Annotated in this window: 16 protein-coding genes and 1 riboswitch; of the genes, 6 read left to right on the top strand and 10 right to left on the bottom strand. The window is 70.8% G+C overall.

Annotated elements, in window-relative coordinates:
- Positions 1-16 precede the first annotated feature (16 nt).
- Positions 17-1,138 (top strand): RNA polymerase sigma factor SigF, encoded by a 1,122-nt coding sequence (locus B7R87_RS22770; RefSeq protein WP_006346705.1) that lies wholly within the window; start codon positions 17-19, stop codon positions 1,136-1,138.
- A 148-nt stretch (positions 1,139-1,286) separates the two neighbouring features.
- Here B7R87_RS22770 and B7R87_RS22765 read toward each other — a convergent pair whose 3' ends face one another.
- On the bottom strand, positions 1,287-1,703 hold the full coding sequence (locus B7R87_RS22765) for a hypothetical protein (RefSeq protein ID WP_006346706.1): 417 nt from the start codon (positions 1,701-1,703) through the stop codon (positions 1,287-1,289).
- A 97-nt stretch (positions 1,704-1,800) separates the two neighbouring features.
- Between B7R87_RS22765 and B7R87_RS22760 the strand changes: the two genes are divergently transcribed.
- Positions 1,801-2,769 carry a diacylglycerol/lipid kinase family protein gene (locus B7R87_RS22760; RefSeq protein ID WP_006346707.1) on the top strand — a complete coding sequence of 323 codons (969 nt, stop codon included), beginning with the start codon at positions 1,801-1,803 and terminating at the stop codon, positions 2,767-2,769.
- Between the two features lie 318 nt (positions 2,770-3,087).
- The gene (locus B7R87_RS22755) at positions 3,088-3,345 is read left to right on the top strand and encodes a WhiB family transcriptional regulator (RefSeq protein ID WP_003953983.1); all 258 of its coding nucleotides are present in this window, start codon (positions 3,088-3,090) and stop codon (positions 3,343-3,345) included.
- 287 nt (positions 3,346-3,632) lie between these two features.
- On the opposite strand, the gene B7R87_RS22750 is transcribed toward B7R87_RS22755, so the two are convergent.
- From B7R87_RS22750 to B7R87_RS22725, 6 genes are all read right to left on the bottom strand, one after another.
- Positions 3,633-5,105, bottom strand: a complete 1,473-nt coding sequence (locus B7R87_RS22750) for a PAS domain-containing sensor histidine kinase (protein WP_006346708.1) — start codon at positions 5,103-5,105, stop codon at positions 3,633-3,635.
- 971 nt (positions 5,106-6,076) lie between these two features.
- Positions 6,077-7,159 (bottom strand): SIS domain-containing protein, encoded by a 1,083-nt coding sequence (locus B7R87_RS22745; RefSeq protein WP_040914325.1) that lies wholly within the window; start codon positions 7,157-7,159, stop codon positions 6,077-6,079.
- A 99-nt stretch (positions 7,160-7,258) separates the two neighbouring features.
- Complete coding sequence (locus tag B7R87_RS22740) at positions 7,259-8,842, bottom strand: glycoside hydrolase family 3 protein (protein ID WP_391116083.1); 1,584 nt, start codon at positions 8,840-8,842, stop codon at positions 7,259-7,261.
- Positions 8,843-8,857: 15 nt separating this feature from the next.
- Positions 8,858-9,688 (bottom strand): carbohydrate ABC transporter permease, encoded by an 831-nt coding sequence (locus B7R87_RS22735; RefSeq protein WP_006346713.1) that lies wholly within the window; start codon positions 9,686-9,688, stop codon positions 8,858-8,860.
- Entirely contained in the window at positions 9,685-10,665 is a 981-nt protein-coding gene (locus B7R87_RS22730) for a carbohydrate ABC transporter permease (RefSeq protein WP_006346714.1), read from the bottom strand. Before B7R87_RS22730 ends, B7R87_RS22735 begins: the two co-directional genes overlap by 4 nt.
- Positions 10,666-10,751: 86 nt before the next feature.
- Positions 10,752-12,026 carry an extracellular solute-binding protein gene (locus B7R87_RS22725; protein WP_006346715.1) on the bottom strand — a complete coding sequence of 425 codons (1,275 nt, stop codon included), beginning with the start codon at positions 12,024-12,026 and terminating at the stop codon, positions 10,752-10,754.
- A 390-nt stretch (positions 12,027-12,416) separates the two neighbouring features.
- Between B7R87_RS22725 and B7R87_RS22720 the strand changes: the two genes are divergently transcribed.
- The 3 genes from B7R87_RS22720 to B7R87_RS22710 all read left to right on the top strand — a co-directional run bounded on the left by B7R87_RS22720 (position 12,417) and on the right by B7R87_RS22710 (position 17,513).
- Positions 12,417-13,181 (top strand): GntR family transcriptional regulator, encoded by a 765-nt coding sequence (locus tag B7R87_RS22720; RefSeq protein ID WP_006346716.1) that lies wholly within the window; start codon positions 12,417-12,419, stop codon positions 13,179-13,181.
- 597 nt (positions 13,182-13,778) lie between these two features.
- Positions 13,779-13,940, top strand: a riboswitch (cobalamin riboswitch).
- A 139-nt stretch (positions 13,941-14,079) separates the two neighbouring features.
- Entirely contained in the window at positions 14,080-16,485 is a 2,406-nt protein-coding gene (locus B7R87_RS22715) for a ribonucleoside-diphosphate reductase subunit alpha (protein WP_006346717.1), read from the top strand.
- Positions 16,485-17,513 (top strand): ribonucleotide-diphosphate reductase subunit beta, encoded by a 1,029-nt coding sequence (locus tag B7R87_RS22710; RefSeq protein ID WP_006346718.1) that lies wholly within the window; start codon positions 16,485-16,487, stop codon positions 17,511-17,513. The genes B7R87_RS22715 and B7R87_RS22710 overlap by 1 nt, the downstream gene beginning before the upstream one ends.
- A gap of 157 nt (positions 17,514-17,670) precedes the next feature.
- On the opposite strand, the gene def is transcribed toward B7R87_RS22710, so the two are convergent.
- From def to B7R87_RS22695, 3 genes are all read right to left on the bottom strand, one after another.
- Entirely contained in the window at positions 17,671-18,303 is a 633-nt protein-coding gene (gene def, locus B7R87_RS22705; RefSeq protein ID WP_006346719.1) for a peptide deformylase, read from the bottom strand.
- 144 nt (positions 18,304-18,447) lie between these two features.
- Positions 18,448-19,458, bottom strand: a complete 1,011-nt coding sequence (locus B7R87_RS22700) for a tetratricopeptide repeat protein (RefSeq protein ID WP_006346720.1) — start codon at positions 19,456-19,458, stop codon at positions 18,448-18,450.
- 286 nt (positions 19,459-19,744) lie between these two features.
- Positions 19,745-21,052, bottom strand: coding sequence for an HD domain-containing protein (locus B7R87_RS22695; RefSeq protein WP_045852864.1), 1,308 nt, complete (start codon positions 21,050-21,052; stop codon positions 19,745-19,747).
- Between the last annotated feature and the right edge of the window lie 204 nt (positions 21,053-21,256).

The raw sequence follows: 21,256 nt of genomic DNA, 5'->3' as shown, positions 1-21,256 counted from the left end.
GAGCGGGAACGGTCCGGTGCGGGACGGCGAGCGGGACGGGCAGCCCGCCGCGCCTCCCGGCTTCCCGGAACAGCAGGCCCACGGACTCGACGGACTCCATGGATTCGACGGCGACGGACTCGGCGGCCGCCAGGCCGCGGCTGAGCAGGCGGGGGCTGCCACTGCGGCGGAGCCCGGGGCGAGGGCGGACCATATGACCGAGCACGAGCACGGGAACGAACAGCTCCGGGACCGGCCGGCGGACGGGCACGAGGAACGGCCCGGACCGCCGCACGGAGTACCGGACCAGGCAGCGGACCAGACACCGGCCCAAGCACCGGACGAAGCGCCGGACGAGGCACCGGAACGGGCGCCGGGGCCGCAGCGCGACACCTCGCGCGAAGCCCCGGACCGCGGTGGCGCCCGGGCGCTCTTCATCGAGCTGCGGAAGCTGCCGGACGGCTCGCCGGAGCGCGCCGAGCTGCGCAACCGGCTCGTCCGGATGCACCTTCCGCTGGTCGAGCACCTCGCCCGGCGGTTCCGCAACCGCGGGGAGCCGCTGGACGATCTCACCCAGGTCGCCACGATCGGTCTGATCAAATCCGTGGACCGGTTCGACCCGGAGCGCGGCGTCGAGTTCTCGACCTATGCGACACCGACGGTCGTCGGCGAGATCAAACGCCATTTCCGGGACAAGGGCTGGGCGGTCCGGGTCCCCCGCCGCCTGCAGGAGCTGCGGCTCGCCCTGACGACGGCGACGGCGGAGCTCTCCCAGCTGCACGGCCGCTCCCCCACGGTCCACGAGCTGGCCGAGCGGCTCGGCATCTCGGAGGAGGAGGTCCTCGAAGGCCTGGAGTCGGCGAACGCATACTCCACGCTCTCCCTGGACGTCCCCGACACCGACGACGAGTCGCCCGCCGTCGCGGACACCCTGGGCGCTGAGGACGAGGCGCTGGAAGGCGTCGAGTACCGGGAGTCCCTCAAACCGCTGCTGGAGGATCTCCCGCCGCGCGAGAAGCGGATCCTGCTGCTGCGGTTCTTCGGCAACATGACCCAGTCGCAGATCGCGCAGGAGGTCGGCATCTCCCAGATGCACGTCTCCCGGCTGCTGGCCCGCACCCTCGCCCAGCTGCGCGAAAAGCTCCTCGTCGAGGAGTAGAACCGTCCGGGGTACGGGCCCGGGGCACGGCATGCCGTCGCGGCGCCCCGGGCTCCGGGGCGGCGCGGTCCGGGTCCGCCCCGAGCCGGTCGGTTCCGGGTCGGGTCGGGTCGGTGTTCCGGGTCGGTCGGTTCCGGGTCCGGGCCGGTCAGCCGCCGTTGCCCGGCGGACGGATCCCGAGGGCCTCCGTGGTCTCGCGGCTGACCACCAGCACCAGACCGGTGACGGCGAGCACGGCCACCGCGATCCCGACCGGGATCAGGGCCTGCGACTCCGCCCGCAGCAGCGTCCACGCGGGAATCAGCGCCATCAGATGCGTGATCAGCGCCGGGCCGCGGGCCCAGGACTTCCGCATCAGCAGTCCGCGCGCCGCGATCAGGGGCAGCGCGCCCAGGGCGATCAGCGTCAGCCCGCCCATCTCCGCCTGAGTGGGACTCTCCGGGCTGCCCAGCAGGCCCATCACCAGCAGATAGACGCCGTACCCCGCCAGGACCACGCCCTCCACTCCGGAGACCGCGGCGGCGGCGGTCAGACGGTTGGGGCGGGGGGTCGGCTCAGCACTCACCCCAGCAGGGTAGTCCGTAAGGCCCGTCCCCCGGACACCGCCCCGATCCGGGGACCGCCGTTACCACCCCCGTCGCCGCCTGGGTACGCTGCACTTCATGCGCGCACTTCTCGTGGTCAACCCGGCAGCAACCACCACCAGTGCCCGCACCCGTGACGTATTGATCCACGCGCTGGCCAGCGAGATGAAGCTGGAGGCCGTGACGACCGAGTACCGGGGCCACGGCCGGGACCTGGCCCGCCGGGCGGCGGACTCGGGCGAGATCGACCTGGTCGTCGCCCTCGGCGGCGACGGCACGGTCAACGAGGTCGTGAACGGACTGCTGCACAGCGGACCCGACCCCGACCGGCTGCCGAAGCTGGCCGTGGTGCCCGGCGGCTCGACGAACGTGTTCGCCCGGGCGCTGGGACTGCCGAACGACGCCGTGGAAGCGACCGGCGCCATTCTCGACGCGCTCTCCTCGCGGAGCGAAAAGACCGTCGGACTCGGTCTGGCGGCCGGCACCCCGGGCACCCCGGACGAGGGAGTTCCCGGACGCTGGTTCACGTTCTGCGCGGGATACGGATTCGACGCCAGTGTGATCGGCCGGGTCGAACAGCAGCGGGAACTGGGAAAGCGTTCCACGCATCCTCTCTATGTGCGCCAGGTCGTCCGCCAGTTCCTCCAGTACCCCCACCGGCATCACGGCACGATCGAGTTCGAACGCCCCGGCGCCGAAACCATCCGTGATCTCGTGGTCTCCATAGTCGCGAACACCTCGCCCTGGACGTATCTGGGCAGCCGTCCGCTGTACGCGTCCCCGAAGGCGTCCTTCGACACCGGCCTCGACCTGCTGGGACTCTCCAGACTGTCGACCCCGGCCGTCGCGCGCTACGCGACCCAGCTGCTGCGTTCGACGCCCGAACGCGGTCCTGACGGCAAGCATGCGGTGACGGTCCACGACATGGACGGGTTCACCTTGAATTCCAAGGTTCCGCTCCCCTTTCAGATGGACGGTGACCATCTCGGACTGCGGACAAGCGTGACGTTCACAGGCGTACGCCGTGCACTGCGTGTGATTGTGTGAGTGGAAGGGCCGTACCGCCTTTATCTCGAACGTACGGACCAGGATCCACCCCATGGAAGTACGGCTGTGACCTAGTCGACACCGAGGAATCAAAAAAAACTTTCCAGAAGGGGTTGTATCCGCCGCCGAGGTTTGCGAGTCTCTTCATGGCGATCGGGACAGCCTGCGGAACAGCGGCCCCACGGATCGTCGAACCCCTCCTCAAACCCTGGACCACGCCGGTGTGGCATCGGCGTTCGGCCCTTCCCTTGCGGGGGGATTCGTGAAAGCGTTCACATTCACAAGCAACCTGCATGTCACACAAGAGAGGTAGCAGCCATGGACTGGCGTCACAACGCCGTTTGCCGCGAGGAAGACCCCGAGCTCTTCTTCCCCATCGGCAACACCGGTCCTGCGCTGCTGCAGATCGAGGAAGCCAAGGCCGTCTGCCGTCGCTGCCCCGTCATGGAGCAGTGCCTGCAGTGGGCGCTTGAGTCCGGCCAGGACTCCGGCGTCTGGGGTGGCCTCAGCGAGGACGAGCGCCGTGCGATGAAGCGCCGCGCCGCCCGCAACCGGGCGCGTAACGCCAGCGCCTGATCCCCCCGCGACGAGCCGAGGCAACCGGCGGCGCGTACGCAGCGTACGCAATCACCGCCACCGAGCCGCAGCGCGCAGCAGCAGGACAAACCCACAGCATTCGAGCCCCGGAAGCCTTCGCTTCCGGGGCTCGCTGCTCTGTGGCCGCGGGCCCCGGCAGGGGGATCCGGGCCCGTATCGGGCGGGCCCGCCCCGGGGTCCGGCGGGGCGGGTCGGCCGGGGGCCGGTGGCCGTGGGGTCCGGTGCAGCCGGTGCGGCCGGGGGTGTGGCTTCCGTTACTTCCGGGGCTACTTCTGGGGCCGGACCGGGATATCGAGGACGACACGGGTGCCGCGTCCGGGCGCGGGCACCGGAAGCATGTCGAAGCTGCCGCCCAGCTCGCCCTCCACCAGCGTACGGACGATCTGCAGCCCGAGATTCCCGGCCGTATGGGCGTCGAAGCCCTCGGGCAGCCCCGAGCCGTCGTCCTGGACGGTGATCAGCAGCCGGGATTCGGGGCGCCGCGGACCGCGGACCGCCGACACCTCGACCGAGCCCCGCTCCCCCGCCGGGAAGGCGTGCTCCAGCGCGTTCTGGAGGATCTCGGTCAGCACCATCGACAGCGGGGTGGCGACCTCGGCGTCGAGGATGCCGAAGCGGCCGGTCCGCCGGCACTCCACCTTCCCCGGCGAGATCTCCGCCACCATCGCGATCACCCGGTCCGCGATCTCGTCGAACTCCACGCGCTCGTCGAGGTTCTGGGAGAGGGTCTCATGGACGATGGCGATGGACCCGACGCGCCGTACCGCCTCGTTGAGGGCCTCCCGGCCGCGTACCGAATCCATTCTGCGGGCCTGGAGCCGCAACAGCGCGGCAACCGTCTGGAGGTTGTTCTTCACCCGGTGGTGGATCTCCCGGATGGTGGCGTCCTTGGTGATCAACTCGCGCTCGCGCCGCCGGAGTTCGGTGACGTCGCGCAGGAGCACCAGGGAGCCGATCCGGGTGCCCTTCGGGCGCAGCGGGATCGTCCTCAGCTGAATCACCCCGCCGTTGCCCTCGACCTCGGTCTCCCGGGGGGCGTAGCCGCTGGCCAGTTTGACCATGGCCTCGTCCACCGGGCCCCGGGAGGGTGCCAGCTCGGCGGTGACCTGGCCGAGATGGTGCCCGACGAGATCCGAGGCGAGCCCGAGGCGGTGGTACGCGGAGAGGGCGTTCGGACTGGCGTACTGGACCACTCCGTCGGCGTCGAGCCGGATCAGCCCGTCACCGACGCGCGGCGAGGCGTCCATGTCGACCTGCTGCCCCGGGAAGGGGAAGGAGCCGGCCGCGATCATCTGGGCGAGATCGGAAGCCGACTGGAGATAGGTCAGCTCAAGACGGGAGGGGGTCCGCACGGTCAGCAGATTGGTGTTGCGGGCGATCACCCCGAGCACCCGGCCCTCACGGCGTACCGGGATGGACTCGACGCGTACGGGGACCTCCTCGCGCCACTCGGGGTCGCCCTCGCGCACGATCCGGCCCTCGTCGAGGGCGGCGTCCAGGAGAGGGCGCCGGCCGCGCGGCACCAGATGGCCGACCATATCGTCCTGGTAGGACGTGGGCCCGGTGTTGGGCCGCATCTGGGCGACGGAGACGTACCGGGTCCCGTCCCGGGTGGGGACCCAGAGGACGAGATCGGCGAAGGACAGGTCGGAGAGCAGCTGCCACTCCGAGACCAGCAGATGGAGCCATTCGAGGTCCGAATCGCTGAGGGCGGTGTGCTGGCGTACGAGGTCGTTCATGGAGGGCACGTCTGCGAGCGTACCCGCGGGCGATGAGGAAGATGAGAGCCCGCATGAGACTTCGAACATCTCGGCGCCGACGCATGGACATCCGCGAATGGTCTAGTCCACAATGAATGCATCAAGAACTTCCGCCCTCCCCGCACAGGTGGGCGGAGTGAGGGACGCGTGCTCTCTGCCCTGACTGCACCGCGACCCTCCCCATCGGCCGAGCGGGCCCGCACACTCGCCCGGCCGGAGCACTCCGGGCTGCGGTGCCGGGCGGGTTGAGGGTCCCGCCAGGCGCCGCGGCCCGCGGGTCCCCTGCGGGGTGCGCGCCCCCCTTTCAAGGTGCGGGCTCTCCGGTGCCTCTCGTTCATGCCCCTGCCCGTGGGGTGCGGGCCTCTTCGGCGGTCGAGTCGCGTTTCTCCGTGGGGTCGGCCCGAGCCCTAGCGGGGTGCGGGTATCTTCTGCGGTCGAGTCGCGTTTCTCCGTGGTGTAGGTCGCCGGTCCTGCCGGTGCGGCCGGGTCGGTGGCCTCCGGGCTCACCTCCTCGCCACGGGCGATGCACCGCCCCGAAGCGCCTCCGCTCTTGTCGCCCACGGCTGCGGGGGCGACCCTGCACCCCCCTCCCACGTGATCCCGACATGATCCCGCGGGCACTGATCTTGGTCTACCGCAGGCCCTCCACCTGACAAGGCCGGGCAGGGTCTTTAGGGGCGCGGGGAACTGCGCGAACGGCCCGTGACGGCCCGCAGTCGGAAACAACCCCCGCCGGACACGGCGCTCCCTGCGGAGCCACACCTGCTCAAGGGTGAGAGGGGCATATGGGGCGCCGGGGGTCCCCCCACGCCGCCAGGCGTAGGGGGAGGAACTGCGCGAACAGCCCATGACTGCCCGCAGGCCGCGCCCCCGGCACCTTCTCGGGGCCGGCCCCCGAGAACCAGTCCCGCGCCTGCGGGCGAGGGCCCCGGGGCCGGGGTTCCCGGGGGCTAGTGAGTCTCCGTGACCTTGGCGAGAGCCCTCGGCGCGTCGGGGTCCTGGCCCCTCGCCAGCGTCACCTCGTACGCCAGCAACTGCAGCGGCAGGATCTCCAGGATCGGCTGGAGGTCCTCCGGGAGGCCGTCCACCGGCAGGACGAAACCCGCCGACGCCGCCGCGACCTGCGGCGCCGGGCCCACAACCACCAGATCCGCGCCCCGGCCCCTGAGCCGGTCCAGGACCGGCTGGAGCGCCTCGCCGCCGCGGCCCGCGGTCACCACGGCGATGACCGGCGAGATGTTGTCGACCATGGCCAGCGGTCCGTGCAGCAGATCGGCGCCGGAGTACGACAGGGCCGGGATATAGCTGGTCTCCATGAGCTTGAGGGCGGCTTCCTTGGCCGTCGGGTAGCCGTACCCGCGGGAAGTGATCACCATCCGCTCGGCGAACCGGTAGCGGGACGCCAGCCTGCGGACTTCGTCGCCGCGCGCCAGGATGCGTTCGGCCAGTTCGGGCAGGGCCCCGGCGGCCGCCCCGTCCGCGCCGCGGAGGCCCTCCACGAAGAGATAGAGGGCGAGCAGGGACGCGGTGTACGTCTTGGTCGCGGGCAGCGCCTTCTCGGGGCCCGCGAGGATGTCGATGTGGAATTCCGAGACCGCGGCCAGCGGCGAGTCCGGGTTGTTGGTGACGGCCAGCGTCACGGCGCCCGCGTCCCGCGCGGCCCGGGTCGAGGCGACGAGGTCGGGTGAGCCGCCGGACTGGCTGACGGTGATCACCAGGACGTCCCGCAGCTCGGGCCTGGCCCCGTACGCCGTCGTGGTGGACATGGAGGTCAGCCCGCAGGGCAGGCCGAGTTTGATCTCCAGCAGATATTTGGCGTAGAGCGCCGCGTTGTCCGAGGTGCCGCGGGCCGTCAGCAGGACGAACCGCGGTGCGCGGGCCGCGACGGCCGCCGCGGTCTCGCGGATGCGCGGCGCGCCCTGTTCGAGGATGCGCCGCAGTACGGCGGGCTGTTCCGCCATCTCGCCGGACATGATGCGCCCGGGCCGCTCCCGGTGGTCGCCATTCCCCGGTGCCGAGTCCGTCGCAGCCATGTGTCGCGCCTCCAGCAGCCGGTCCGGGTACCGCGAAGGCCGCCCCGGGCGTCGAACGCCCGGAGCGGCCCCCCCGGTACAGCAAACGGTCAGCTTCGGTCAGACACCCGCGCTCGCGCCGGTGATGACCTCCGCGGCGGCGCGTCCGCAGACGCGGGCGGCGCCGTGGGTCGCGATGTACAGCGCCCCCTTCGGCTCGGCCCCGTTGAGGCCCATCTCCACGACGACCGTGTCCGGCCGGGCGGTGACGAGCGCGTCGAGGGCCGCCGCCATCCAGTCGTGGCGGTGGGCATCGCGTACCACTGCGACGATCCTACGGTCCCCGGCCTCGGCCAGCACCTCGCCGGCGAGACCGGCGGCTTCCTCGACGGGCACGTCGGTGCGGGTGACCGAGACGGTGCCCGGCAGCAGCGCGGCCAGCTCCCCGGCGACACCCCAGGGGGTCTCGTCACCGACGGCGATGTTCGCCTCGGGGGCGAAGGCCGCGACGTACGCCGGTTCGGTGACCGGCCGGTACGGCTCCGCACCGGGGGTGACCTGGACGGCCCGGCGGGCGGCGACGAGCCCGATATCGGACAGATCGCGTACGACACCGTTGGCAGCCCCGCCGCGGACGCCGGGCGCGGTCCCCTCCTGCGTTTCCGCGCCCGGCGCCGCGACGGCCCCCCGTGCCCGGCGCGTCCAGTCGGCGAGGGCGCGGACCCGCGCCGCCGCGTCGGCCAGACGCTCCTCGGGCAGGTCGCCCTCCCGGACCGCGGTGACGATCGCGTCCCGCAGGGCCAGGACGGTCCCCTCGTCCGCCAGTCCGCCGCCGACGCAGATCGCGTCGGCACCGGCGGCGAGCGCGAGGACGGAGCCTCGTTCGATTCCGTACGTCGCCGCGATGGCCTGCATCTCCATGCCGTCGGTGACGATCAGCCCGTCGAAGCCGAGCTCCTCGCGGAGCAGCCCGGTGAGGATCCGGGGGCTGAGGGTCGCCGGACGGTCCGGGTCGAGCGCAGGCAGCAGGATGTGCGCGCTCATCACGGCCTTGGTGCCGGCCGCGATGGCCTCGCGGAACGGCAGCAGGTCCCGGGCGTGGAGGGTTTCCAGGCCGACGTCGATACGGGGCATCGCGTGGTGCGAGTCGACGTTGGTGTCCCCGTGGCCGGGGAAGTGTTTGACGCAGGCCGCGACTCCGGCGTCCTGGAGGCCCTGGAGGTACGCGACGGTGTGCCGCGCGGTCAGGGCCGCGTCGGCGCCGAAGGAACGGACGCCGATGACCGGGTTGTCCGGATTGGCGTTGACGTCCGCGGACGGCGCCCAGTTGAAGTCCACCCCGCAGGCGGCGAGCCGCCGGCCCAGCTCGTGGGCGACGTCGCGGGTGAGCGCGGTGTCGTCCACGGTGCCGAGCGCGTAGTTGCCGGGGAAGGAGGAGCCGTCGACGACCTCCAGCCGGGTGACGTCGCCGCTCTCCTCGTCGATGGCGACGAGGAGGTCGTCACGCTCGGCCCGGAGCTGCGCGGTGAGCGCGGTGAGCTGCTCGGGGGTGGTGATGTTCCGCCCGAACAGGCCGACCGCGGCAAGGCCGTCGGCGATCTGCCGGAGCAGCCAGTCGGGGGCGGTGGTGCCCTCGAAGCCGGGCTGGAGGACGGTGAGCGCGTCCCGGCTGAGCCGGTCGGTGGCCCGTACGTCGTTGGTCATGGAGGTCATCCCAGGTTATCCCTTCACAGCGCCGTCGCTCAGCCCGCCAACCGCTCTGCGCTGGAGATAGAGGAAGAGCAGCAGCACCGGGATGGCGAAGAGGGTCGACGCCGCCATGGTCGCGCCCCAGTCGTTGCCGAAGACGGACTGGAAGCCGGCGAGCCACACCGGCAGGGTCTGGTACTCGACCTGCTTGTTGAGGACCAGCACCATCGGGAACTCGTTCCAGGCGGTGATGAAGCCGAACATCGACGTCGACATCAGACCGGGGGCGAGCAGCGGCAGGATCACCTTGATGAACGCCTGGCGGCGGGTGCAGCCGTCGACCATGGCAGCCTCTTCCAGCTCCTTCGGCACGGCGGCGACGAAGCCGCGGAGCGTGAGGAGGGTGAAGGGCAGGATCATCACCATGTAGAAGAGCGTCAGCGGCACCAGGCTGTTGAGCATGTCGGCGTCGCGGACGATGAAGTAGATGGCGATGACCATGACTTCCCAGGGCGCCATCTGGGCGACCATGAAGCCGATGATGAAGCCGCGCCGGCCCTTGAAGCGCATCCGGGCCAGAGCGAAGGACGCCGCCAGGGCGATCATCAGCGAGAAGATCACCGCGAGCAGGGTGACGGTGAGCGAGTTGCCGACGAAGCTCCAGAAGTTGTCGGCGTTGATCGCGGTCTTGAAGTGCTGCGTCGTCGGATTGGTCGGGAACCAGACCGGGGTGTCCGTGACGATGTCCGTGGTCTTCTTGAACGCCGTCGAGAACATCCAGTAGACGGGGAAGATGAAGACCAGCACGAGGAATACGGCGGTGGCATTGGGCCAGAAGCGGCCGAACAGGGAGCGCTTCATCGCTGGTCCTCCTCTTGCTTGAGAACGATCCGGAGGTAGTAGGCCGTCAGCAGCAGCATGATGACGATGGTGAGCATCGCGATGGCGGAGCCCATGCCGTAGTGCTGGTTGCCGATGCCCTCGATGTACGCGTACACCGGGAGGATCTCGGTGAGCCGGTCCGGACCGCCGGCGTTGATCGTGTAGACCTGGACAAACGCCTTGAAGACCCAGATGATCTCCAGGAATGTGGTGGCGTAGAGGAACGGCCGCAGGAACGGCATGGTCACCGAGGTGAAGCTGCGCCAGGCGTTGGCGCCGTCCAGCGCCGCTGCCTCGTACAGTTCCTTCGGGATCGTGGTGGTCGCCGCGTAGAGGCTGAGGGCGACGAAGGGTATGGACTGCCAGACGATCAGCAGGGTCACCACGAAGAAGGTGGAGAACTGGGTGCCGAACCAGTTGTGGCTGGCCATGCCCTCGAAGCCGAGTTGGACGAGGACCCAGTTGATGACGCCGAACCGCTGGGCGAAGAGCCACTGGTAGACGGTGCTGGAGGCGACGACCGGCATGGCCCAGGCGAGAACGAGCGCGACCATGAGGGTGACGCGCATCTTCTTGCCGATGCGGGCGAGGAGCAGACCGACGAGCGTGCCCAGGACCATGATCAGCAGGACGTTGACGCCCGCGAAGACGATCGAACGGCCGGTGACCCGCCAGAAGTCCGGACCGGTGAGGATATCCCGGTAGTTGTCGATGCCGTTCCACTCGGTGAGACGCTGGATCAGCTGTCTCATATTGAGGTTCTGGAACGACAGAATCGCGTTGTTGACCAGAGGCCAGCCCAGGAAGACCAGGGTGGCGGCCACCGCGGGAAGCAGCAGCAGATAAGGAACGAAATCGCCCGCCTTACGCGGTGCGGAGGGCCTGCCCTTGCCCTTGACCGGAGGCTCGGACGCCTCCGCGGGGCCGGACGGCGCCCGTTCGGTCTGCACGGTCATGCTCGCCATCTCTTCCTAGGCGCTTTGGGGACAGCAGTCGGCGGCCGGGGCAGGGGCGTTCGCCCCCGCCCCGGCCGCCGTGACAGTTACTGCTTCTGAGCCAGGCGCTTGTTGAACTCGCCCTCGACCTGCTTGGCGGCGTCCGCCGGAGACTTACCGCTCACCACGGCGGTGAGGTAGGTCTTGATCGGGTTGGGGGCGTTCTCGACGGCTGCCCACTCGGCGATCAGCGGGGTCGTGCCGCCGAACTTCGCGGACGGAGCGGCGGCCTCGGCGACCGGGTTGCCCGTCAGGTTGGAGTTCAGGGACTCCTTGTTCGGGATGACGCCGCTGGCCTTGGCCAGGCCGCCCTCGTACTTGTCGGAGAGCGCAAGCTTCAGGAACTCCTTGGCGAGCGCCTGCTTCTTGCTGTTCTGCGCGACGGCGAGGTTGGAGCCACCGAGGAAGACACCCTCGGGCTTGTCGGCGGTCTCACCGGGGATGGTGAAGTAGCCGAGCTCCTTCTCGATGGCCGGGTTCGCCTTGATGGCGGTGGCGCCCTCCCAGCCCATGCCGATGAAGGCACCGGTCTTGCCCTGGGCAAAGATGTCGGCCTGCTGCGGCGTGGCCTCGTCCTTGTCCTTGGGGGCCTTGGAGTAGGCCTGCATCTTCTTGTATTCCTCGGCCGCGGCCTGGACCTTCGGGTCAGCGAGGTTGGAGACCCACTTGTCGCCGTCCTTCTTGACCAGCTCGCCGCCCTGGCCGATCACCAGTCCGACGAAGTGGTACCAGTTCTGGCCGGGCAGGTAGATCGGCTCCTTGCCCTTCGCCTTGATCTTGTCGAGCGCGGCGTAGAACTCGGCGCGGGTCTTCGGCGGCGCGGTGATGCCGGCCTCGGCGAAGACCGACTTGTTGTAGATCACCACACGGTTGGCGAAGTACCAGGGGGCGGCGTACTGCTTGCCCTCGAAGACGGAGGCCTTGTTGAGGGACTCGGACCAGTCGGCGCCGATCTCCTTCTTCAGGTCACCGAGGTCCGCCAGACCGCCGGTCTTGGCGTAGGCGGGGGTCTGGGTGTTGCCGATCTCGAAGACGTCCGGCGGGGTGTCCTCGGAGAGAGCGGTCGTCAGCTTCTGCTGAATACCGTTCCACGCCTGCTTCTCGTACTTCAGCTTGGCGCCGGTCTTGGCCTCGAACTCGGCGGTCAGATCAGCGAGCCACTTGTCCGGCGTCGAACCGTCCATGGCCCAGAACGTCAGGGTCTGACCCTTGAAGCCGTCCTTGCCGGAACCCTCGCTGTCCTTCTTGTCGTCCGAGCCACACGCGGCAACACTGACCAACATGCCCGCGACACCGATCGCCGCGATGAGCTTGCGCTTCACGCCACCCTCCTAAGGGATGCCTGCCACCCCGCCCAAAACGAAGCCATACGCGAAAGTACTGCCTGGGGCTGGGACCCGGTCTTAAATGGTTTAGACCAGTACCCGGAGCTTGGCCTAGACCTTTCGGGCTGTCAAGGCTCGATAAACATGCCTGTCCAGTCCGTTATCGGACCGACATCAGGGCATGATCCGGGCAGGCTTGAGGCCTTCGCTTGGACTAGACCAACCCTAGCCCCCTCGGTGTATAAGAAGCAGTGGTGTCCACCCTGAAGGCAGAAAAACAGGAGGGACAGGGTCACTCCCCGGGACCGGCCCGTGCCACGATGTGATCCGCTACAGACGGAGGAGCCGGTGACGGCAGCAGCGCAGTCGGGAACGGGAAGGCGGGCCATGACGACGGACGGGGTGGGTACGGAGACCGAGGCCGGGACACCGACCCGGACCGCGCGCGTACCCAAGTACTACCGCCTCAAAAGGCACCTCCTCGACATGACGGAGACCCTGCCCCCGGGCACGCCGGTACCGCCGGAGCGCACGCTCGCGGCCGAATTCGACACCTCGCGCACCACCGTGCGCCAGGCGCTCCAGGAGCTGGTCGTCGAAGGCCGGCTGGAGCGCATCCAGGGCAAGGGCACGTTCGTCGCCAAGCCCAAGGTCTCCCAGGCGCTCCAACTGACCTCGTACACCGAGGACATGAAGGCCCAGGGCCTGGAACCCACCTCCCAGCTGCTCGACATCGGGTACGTCACCGCGGACGACACCCTCGCGGGACTGCTCGACATCTCCACCGGCGGCCGGGTCCTGCGGATCGAACGCCTCCGGCTGGCCAGCGGTGAGCCGATGGCCATCGAGACCACCCATCTGTCCGCCAAGCGCTTCCCGGCGCTCCGGCGCAGCCTGGTCAAGTACACCTCCCTCTATACGGCACTGGCCGAGGTCTACGACGTCCATCTCGCCGAGGCGGAGGAGACCATCGAGACGTCCCTGGCGACACCGCGCGAGGCGGGGCTGCTCGGTACGGACGTCGGGCTGCCGATGCTGATGCTGTCGCGGCACTCGCTGGACGCGCAGGGGGAGCCGGTGGAGTGGGTGCGGTCGGTGTACCGCGGCGACCGCTACAAGTTCGTCGCCCGCCTCCGCCGCCCCCAGGACTAGAGCCTCCGCTTCTCCATGTGCGCCGCGCCCCGACCCCTGTCGGAGCGCGGCGCCCCCCTTTTTTTTCCGGTACGCCGCGCAGGAGCACCCAGTGGCACGGCTCCCCCGCCGGAGTGGCAAGCAGGAGTGCCCAGGGGCGGGGCCGTCATTCCCGGAATGGCAGGCACGAGCACCCCGTGGCGGCGCTCCCCCTGCCAAGACGCCAAGCGGGAGTACCCGGGGGCGCGAGGAACTGCGCGACAAGCCGACGGCGGCGCGTGGTCGCATACGGTCGTCACCCGGCCGGGCGGGAGGCGGAATCCGTAACGGCATTGCATGCCGTCTGCCGAGCACAACACCGTCGTGGCCGATCGCGCAGTTTCCTCCCCCTACGCCTGGCGGCGTGGGAGGCGCCCCCCTGAAAACCTTCACCTCGCCCCCTGGGGAAGGAAGCCGTGCCCCTGAAACAGCCGCCTCCCGGCCGGGGAAGCGCACCGTGGCCCCTTGGAGGGGCTCGGCCGGGCCGTCCCGGGCAGGGGGCCGGGCCTCCCCGGAGGGGCGTGGACACCGTCGTGGACGGCCCCGGACCGTGCGGGAGCATGAGAGGCGCGACACAACATGTGGGGGCACCGCTTCGGCGGTGCCCCCACATGTATGCTCATCTCGCTGTCACCGCAGAGGAATCCGGTGCGAATCCGGAACTGTCCCGCAACGGTGTGCTTCGGCGTACTTTGTCGCGCCAGGGCAAGTCCGGCCGTCTGCCGACAGCGCACCCGGATCGTCCGACCCGGGTGCCGAGACGTCCGGGCCTCGCGGTTGGGCCGGTGGACGCCGTGCGTGCTGCCCGTTTCCGGGAACGTCCGGCCTGCCCACCCCTCCCCCGCCGACGGCCCGCGAGCCGAGCGAGGGAGAGCACCACGTGACCATCGCGCCAGCCGATCCGGCTTCAGGCACCGCCCAGCAGCTGCCCGGGCAGACCCCCCGGCCCACTGCCGCGACGCCCGAGGACGGGCCGGGGACCGCCCTGCTGCGGACCCTGACCGACCTCACCGCCGATCTGCCGGACACCGACCCCGGCAGGGTGGCCGCCGCCGCGCTCCGCGGCCGGCACCCCGGATCGGACGCGGCGGAACTCCATCAGCTCGCCACCGACGCCGCCGCGGGCCTGATCTCCGATGATCCCGCCTACTCCCGGCTGGCCGCCCGGCTGCTGACCCGGACCATCGCCGCCGAGGCCGCGGGCCAGGGCTCGGTCTCCTTCACCGCCTCGGTGCGGGTGGGACATGACGAGGGCCTGATCGCGGACCGTACCGCCGCATTCGTGGAGCGGTACGCCGAGCGGCTCGACGCGACGATCGACCCGGCCGCCGACGACCGCTTCGGCTACTTCGGGCTGCGCACCCTCTACAGCCGCTATCTGCTGCGCCACCCCATCACCCGCCAGGTGATCGAGACCCCGCAGCACTTCATGCTCCGGGTCGCCTGCGGGCTCGCGGAGGACGACGGCGTACGCGCCCTCGACGAGGTCGTCGCGCTGTACGGGCTGATGAGCCGGCTGGACTACCTGCCCTCGTCCCCGACGCTCTTCAACTCCGGCACCCGCCACCCGCAGATGTCGTCCTGCTATCTGCTGGACTCCCCGCTCGACGAGCTGGACTCCATCTACGACCGCTACCACCAGGTCGCCCGGCTCTCCAAGCACGCCGGCGGCATCGGGCTCTCGTACTCCAGGATCCGGGCCCGCGGCTCCCTGATCCGCGGCACCAACGGGCACTCCAACGGCATCGTCCCGTTCCTGAAGACCCTCGACGCCTCGGTCGCCGCGGTGAACCAGGGCGGCCGCCGCAAGGGCGCCGCCGCGGTCTACCTGGAGACCTGGCACGCGGACATCGAGGAGTTCCTGGAGCTGCGCGACAACACCGGCGAGGACGCCCGGCGGACCCACAATCTGAATCTGGCGCACTGGGTCCCGGACGAGTTCATGCGCCGGGTCGCGGACGACGCCGAATGGTCGCTCTTCTCCCCCGCCGACACCCCCGAGCTGGTCGACCTGTGGGGCGATGAGTTCGACGCCGCCTACCGGGCCGCCGAGGCGAAGGGCCTGGCCCGCAAGACCATGCCCGCGCGTGAGCTGTACGGCCGGATGATGCGGACCCTGGCCCAGACCGGCAACGGCTGGATGACCTTCAAGGACGCCGCCAACCGCACCGCCAACCAGACCGCCGAGAAGGGCCACACGGTCCACTCGTCGAACCTCTGCACCGAGATCCTCGAAGTCACCGACGACGGCGAGACCGCGGTCTGCAATCTGGGCTCGGTCAACCTGGGCGCCTTCGTCGTCGGCGGGGAGATCGACTGGGAGCGGCTGGACGCCACCGTCCGTACCGCCGTGACCTTCCTCGACCGGGTCGTGGACATCAACTTCTACCCGACCGAGCAGGCCGGGCGCTCCAACACCCGCTGGCGGCCGGTCGGCCTGGGCGCCATGGGCCTCCAGGACGTCTTCTTCCAGCTGCGGCTGCCCTTCGACTCCCCCGAGGCCCGCGCCCTGTCGACCCGGATCGCCGAGCGGATCATGCTCGCCGCGTACGAGGCGTCCGCCGATCTGGCCGAGCGCCACGGCACCTTCCCCGCCTGGGAGAAGACCCGGGCCGCCCGCGGGGTCCTGCACCCCGACCACTACGGCACCGAGCCGGCCTGGCCGGAGCGCTGGGAGGCCCTGCGCGCCCGGATCGCCCGGACCGGGATGCGGAACTCCCTGCTGCTCGCGATCGCGCCGACCGCGACCATCGCGTCCATCGCCGGGGTGTACGAGTGCATCGAGCCCCAGGTCTCCAACCTGTTCAAGCGCGAGACGCTCTCCGGAGAGTTCCTGCAGGTGAACTCGTACCTGGTGGCGGAGTTGAAGAAGCTCGGCGTCTGGGACGCGCAGACCCGGGAGGCGCTGCGCGACGCCAACGGTTCGGTGCAGGGCTTCTCCTGGGTCCCGGCCGACGTCCGCGAGCTGTACCGGACGGCGTGGGAGATCCCGCAGCGCGGTCTGATCGACATGGCGGCGGCCCGGACGCCCTATCTCGACCAGTCGCAGTCGCTGAACCTGTTCCTGGAGACGCCGACCATCGGGAAGCTCAGCTCGATGTACGCGTACGCCTGGAAGCAGGGGCTGAAGACCACGTACTACCTGCGGTCCCGGCCCGCGACCCGGATCGCCCGGGCCGCGAGCGGTTCGGCCGCCACCCCCGTCCCCGTTCCGGCGCAGGCCACCCCCGAAGAGGCGGTCGCCTGCTCCCTGGAGAACCCCGAGTCCTGCGAGGCCTGCCAGTAATGCCCACCCCGGAAACCCCCGCCCGCGTGCAGAATCTGCTGGACCCGGGCTTCGAGCTCACCCTGCGGCCGATGCGCTACCCCGACTTCTACGAGCGGTACCGCGACGCCATCAAGAACACCTGGACGGTGGAGGAGGTCGACCTCCACTCCGACGTCGCCGACCTGGCGAAGCTCACCCCGGGCGAGCAGCATCTGATCGGGCGGCTGGTGGCGTTCTTCGCCACCGGTGACTCCATCGTCGCCAACAATCTGGTGCTCACCCTCTACAAGCACATCAACTCCCCGGAGGCGCGGCTCTACCTGAGCCGTCAGCTCTTCGAGGAGGCGGTGCACGTCCAGTTCTATCTGACGCTGCTGGACACCTACCTCCCCGACCCGGAGGACCGTACGGCCGCCTTCGCGGCGGTCGAGAACATCCCGTCCATCCGCGAGAAGGCCCAGTTCTGCTTCCGGTGGATGGACCAGGTCGAGAAGCTGGACCAGCTGGACACGCAGGCCGACCGCCGCCGTTTCCTGCTCAATCTGATCTGCTTCGCGGCCTGTATCGAGGGGCTGTTCTTCTACGGCGCCTTCGCGTACGTGTACTGGTTCCGCTCCCGCGGTCTGCTGCACGGTCTGGCGACCGGCACCAACTGGGTGTTCCGGGACGAGACCATGCACATGAACTTCGCGTTCGAGGTCGTCGACACCGTCCGCAAGGAGGAGCCCGAGCTCTTCGACGACGAGCTCCGGCAGCAGGTCACCGACATGCTGAAGGAGGCCGTGGAGGCGGAGCTGCAGTTCGGCCGGGACCTGTGCGGCGACGGTCTGCCGGGCATGAACACGGAGTCGATGCGCGAGTACCTCCAGTGCGTCGCGGACCAGCGGCTGGTCCGGCTGGGCTTCGCCCCGGTGTACGGATCGGAGAACCCCTTCTCCTTCATGGAGCTCCAGGGTGTGCAGGAGCTGACCAACTTCTTCGAGCGCCGTCCCTCCGCCTACCAGGTGGCGGTGGAGGGCTCGGTCGCCTTCGACGACGACTTCTGAGCCTGCCTCGGCAGAGGCGCCCCGGTGCGGCCGGGTCCGGATCTCCCGGGCCCGGCCGCACCGTCGTGACGGGGCCGTACGCAGCGCCGCGGCAGGGCCGGGAACGCCGTGAGGCCGCCCTGGAGGGCGGCCTCACGGTCTGCGGACGGGCGGAACGTCACTCGTTCGGGACGGTCGCGTAGCGCGGGGTGCCCTCCGCCATCTGCTGCAGCGCGTCCTTGCGGTCGCGCTTGGACAGACGGTCGATGTACAGCCGGCCGTAGAGGTGGTCCGTCTCGTGCTGGAGGCAGCGGGCGAAGTAGCCGGTGCCCTCGATGCGGATCGGGTTGCCCGCGGCGTCCTGTCCGCTGACCACCGCGTAGTCGGGGCGGGCCAGGGAGGCGTACGCCGTGGGGACGGAGAGGCAGCCCTCGTTGGACTCGTCCAGCACCCGGCGCTCCGCGGGCAGCTCCTCCAGTACCGGGTTGCAGACGGCGCCCACGTGCCGGACGCCCTCGTCGTCCGGGCAGTCGTAGACGAAGACCTTGCGGTCGACCCCGATCTGGTTGGCGGCCAGGCCGACGCCTTCCGCCGTGCGCTGGCTGGCGAACATGTCGTCGATGAGCGCCGCCAGCTCCTCGTCGAAGACGGTGACGTCCTGGCACTCCCGGTGCAGGACCGGATTGCCGACGACCGTGATGGGCCGGGATGTGCCGCGCTCGCGGTGGGCCCGCTCACGCTCTTCGGCGTCCTCCGTGTCGTTGATGAACTCCTCGACGGCCGGTTCGTCAATGCCCTGCTGCGACGCCATGTGTTCCTCGATACCCCGGGTGATGGTCGGTGACCGGTGACGGTTCTTGAGCGTCCCGTGCGCCGGGCGGCGTACGGAACGTGCGGGGATACAGCCTACGGCCCTTCCGCGGACCGCGGTCAGCGGCACTTTTCGGCCGTGCGGTCAGCAGACCTCTTCGAGATCCCGCCACTCCCGGCCGTCCGGGCGGTCCGCGACCCAGCTGTCGAGCAGTCCGCGGACCAGTCCGGGCGGGGCCGCGATACCGCACTCCCGCTCCGGTGACCACAGCTCGCCCGCGGTCCGGTGGCCCAGCGGTCCCGGATGGCCCGGTTCGCTGTGGTCGTGGGGGTCGAGGTGCTCGCCCTCGCCCTCCGCGCTGGGCATCGACCCCTCGGAGCAGGTGCGGCAGAGCAGCCGTACCGACGACGACCAGTCCTCGGCGGCGAATCCGGCGTCGGAGGCGAGCCGCTCCAGGTCGTCCCGGTCGGCCTCGGTCGCGGCCTCCAGCAGGACGACCCAGGTCGGCACCGGCGACGGCGCCCACAGCTCGATCTCGTCGAAGACGGGGTAGGCGGGGCCCGCGGAGGTGACGCGCTCGCCGTTCGCGGCGCCGTCGTGGAGGACGACCTCGCCCCAGCGGCGGCCGGAGGACGGCAGCGGAATGGAGAGGACCTCCATCCGGGCCGGGTCCAGCCTGCGGCCCCAGACGACTTCCGCCTCACCCTCGGGCGACAGGCGTACGGCCGCGCTGCCGAGGTCCATGTCGACGGGCTCGCCTGCGGCCCCGAGGCCCGCACCCCCGGCGCCCGTCCGCGCGGGTGCGCCGGGCACCTTCAGTCCGTACGCCTGCCAGGCGCGGCGGGCCAGCGGCCAGTCCTGGAGCGCGGTCGCCGCGATACCGACGTTCCACCAGTCCGGGGCTCCGGCGTCCCGGTCGAGGAGGGCGACCGCGCGCAGGCCCGCGGCCCGCGCCTGCTCCCAGTCGTGCCGGAACTTGTGCAGGAGGGCCAGATTGAACCAGGACTCGGCGAGCCAGGGCTCCAGGTCCGCGGCCCTGGTCAGCAGGGCGCCCGCGTCCTCGTAACGGCCGTCGCCGATCAGCGTGAACGCGCGGTCGGTGGCCTGCCGCCACGAGGCGGAGGGCCGATGCCGTACCTTCCCGAAGATCCTCACGATTCCCGCCTGCCGGTCGCTCGGGTCAGTTCCCCCGGACGCTGTCTCGTTCCGCCGTCTGCGGCGCTGCCGCTCTCCGTGCCGCCCTGTGTGCCGTCGTGCCCTTCCCGGCGGCTCCCGGGTCCCGGCAGCCGTCGCGGACGCCGCCGTCCGATCGCTTCTCCTCTGCTTCTGCTCTGCTTGCCCTCCTCTTCGCATCCAACCATGCCGCGCCGGGGACCGGCTCATTACCCATGGGTCACCAGGCGAACCCAGGGGTTACCGGGAGGCCCGGGGGCCACAACCCCTACCTACGGCCCGGGCCGGGGCCCGGCACCGCACGGGCCCGGACGCCCCGCGCCAGCACCCGGGCGAGGGCTTCGACGACCTCGGGCTGGTGGTCCCGGCCGGTGGCCAGCCGCAGCTCTTCGAGCGCGGCAGGCGCGGTCACCGCACGCCGCGCGCCGGATCGCACGCCGGAGTCCGCGTCCGCGCCGACGCCGCTCTCCCTAGCGGTTCCCCCGGTCAGATCGTCGTATGCGTTGGCGGTACGGACAATACGGGCCGTGAGCGGCTGGTCGCGGTACGGATCGGCCTGCCGCTCCACGACGACGGCGACGGCCGCCGGAACACCCGTCTGCCGGACGACCGCACCGCCCAGCAGCGCGATCCGGCGCTGTTCGGAGGCCGGGAGCCGGGCGGTGGCCCCGTCGGGCACCGGATCGACGAGGGAGAGCTGTCCGATGTCGTGCATCAGGGCCGCGTACTCCAGCACGGTCAGATCGGGGCCGCCGAGGCCCAGCTCCCGGCCGACCGCGACCGCCAGAGCGGCGACCCGTCGGGCATGGCCCGGCGGGGTGTATCCCGCGATCTCGGTGGCGCGGGCGAGGGAGGCGATGGTCTGCCGATAGGTCGCGCGGACGGTCTCGTAGCGGCTGAGGGAGAGCTGGGTGAGCAGCAGGGGCAGGCTGAACACCGGCAGCGCCCAGAGTCCGGCGACGGTGACGGCGAGGGCCATCACCACCCCGGTGGCGCAGACCGCGGAGCCGATGGAGGGCAGTGCCCGCAGTTCGTCACGGAGCAGGGGGGCGTACGGGAATCCGGTCCGGGAGCGCCGGAAGGCGGCGCGCAGCACGGTGTCGCAGAGGGCCGTCAGCGCCAGCAGGAGCAGCAGGAACAGGGCGTACGCGGCGCCCGCGGCCGGGCCTTCGGGGGTGCCGGACGCATGCAGCGGCTGGAAGCAGACGGCTGCGAAGGCGGCGACGAGGATGCGGCGGGCGAGATGGCCGGGGAGTTCGCGCGGGAGGTCGCGGCGGTGACGGGCCGGCCGGGCCACGGCTCCGGCGAGGGTCGCCGCCAGGACCACGAAGACGACCTGGAGCGTGCCGTGAGTGGTCGCCCGCCCGGCGCATTCGCCCAGCAGGGCGTACGCCAGTACACCGGCCGTCCCGAGGGGCGCGGGCTCGCGCGCCCCGGGGGCGGCCGGTCCCCGGGCGGCCTCGCCGACGGCGACGAGGACCCCGAAGGCCAGGGCGATCCCGGGCTGGGCGATCCCGTGGACGAGGCAGTGGACGACCGCGGCACAGCCGAGCACCGCGGCGACTCCGTACCCCACCCCCGCCGCCGTGACCCGGAACGGGCCGCGCCCCGGCGGCCGGACGCCGGGGGCGGCACATCGGCCACGGAACGCCACAAGCTTCCTGAGCCGGGCCCCGTGGGCAGTGCGGTGGCTCGGGACGGGCCCCTGTTCCGGAGGCTGTGCCCCGGCGGGGGCACGGCGGCTCCGGCACGGTCCGCCGGGGGCGGCACGTCGGCCGCC

The sequence above is a fragment of the Streptomyces tsukubensis genome (assembly GCF_003932715.1).
Classification (GTDB): domain Bacteria; phylum Actinomycetota; class Actinomycetes; order Streptomycetales; family Streptomycetaceae; genus Streptomyces; species Streptomyces tsukubensis.
The sequence above is the reverse complement of the archived record's forward strand: the minus strand, read 5'-3'. Positions and strand labels throughout refer to the sequence as shown.

Bases quoted from the DNA above. Each gene is read 5' to 3' on its own strand.
- B7R87_RS22760 (WP_006346707.1), top strand. From the start codon at position 1,801: ATGCGCGCACTTCTCGTGGTCAACCCGGCAGCAACCACCACCAGTGCC.
- B7R87_RS22755 (WP_003953983.1), top strand. From the start codon at position 3,088: ATGGACTGGCGTCACAACGCCGTTTGCCGCGAGGAAGACCCCGAGCTC.
- B7R87_RS22750 (WP_006346708.1), bottom strand. From the start codon at position 5,105: ATGAACGACCTCGTACGCCAGCACACCGCCCTCAGCGATTCGGACCTC.
- B7R87_RS22745 (WP_040914325.1), bottom strand. From the start codon at position 7,159: ATGGCTGCGACGGACTCGGCACCGGGGAATGGCGACCACCGGGAGCGG.
- B7R87_RS22740 (WP_391116083.1), bottom strand. From the start codon at position 8,842: ATGACCAACGACGTACGGGCCACCGACCGGCTCAGCCGGGACGCGCTC.
- B7R87_RS22735 (WP_006346713.1), bottom strand. From the start codon at position 9,688: ATGAAGCGCTCCCTGTTCGGCCGCTTCTGGCCCAATGCCACCGCCGTA.
- B7R87_RS22730 (WP_006346714.1), bottom strand. From the start codon at position 10,665: ATGACCGTGCAGACCGAACGGGCGCCGTCCGGCCCCGCGGAGGCGTCC.
- B7R87_RS22720 (WP_006346716.1), top strand. From the start codon at position 12,417: ATGACGACGGACGGGGTGGGTACGGAGACCGAGGCCGGGACACCGACC.
- B7R87_RS22710 (WP_006346718.1), top strand. From the start codon at position 16,485: ATGCCCACCCCGGAAACCCCCGCCCGCGTGCAGAATCTGCTGGACCCG.
- def (WP_006346719.1), bottom strand. From the start codon at position 18,303: ATGGCGTCGCAGCAGGGCATTGACGAACCGGCCGTCGAGGAGTTCATC.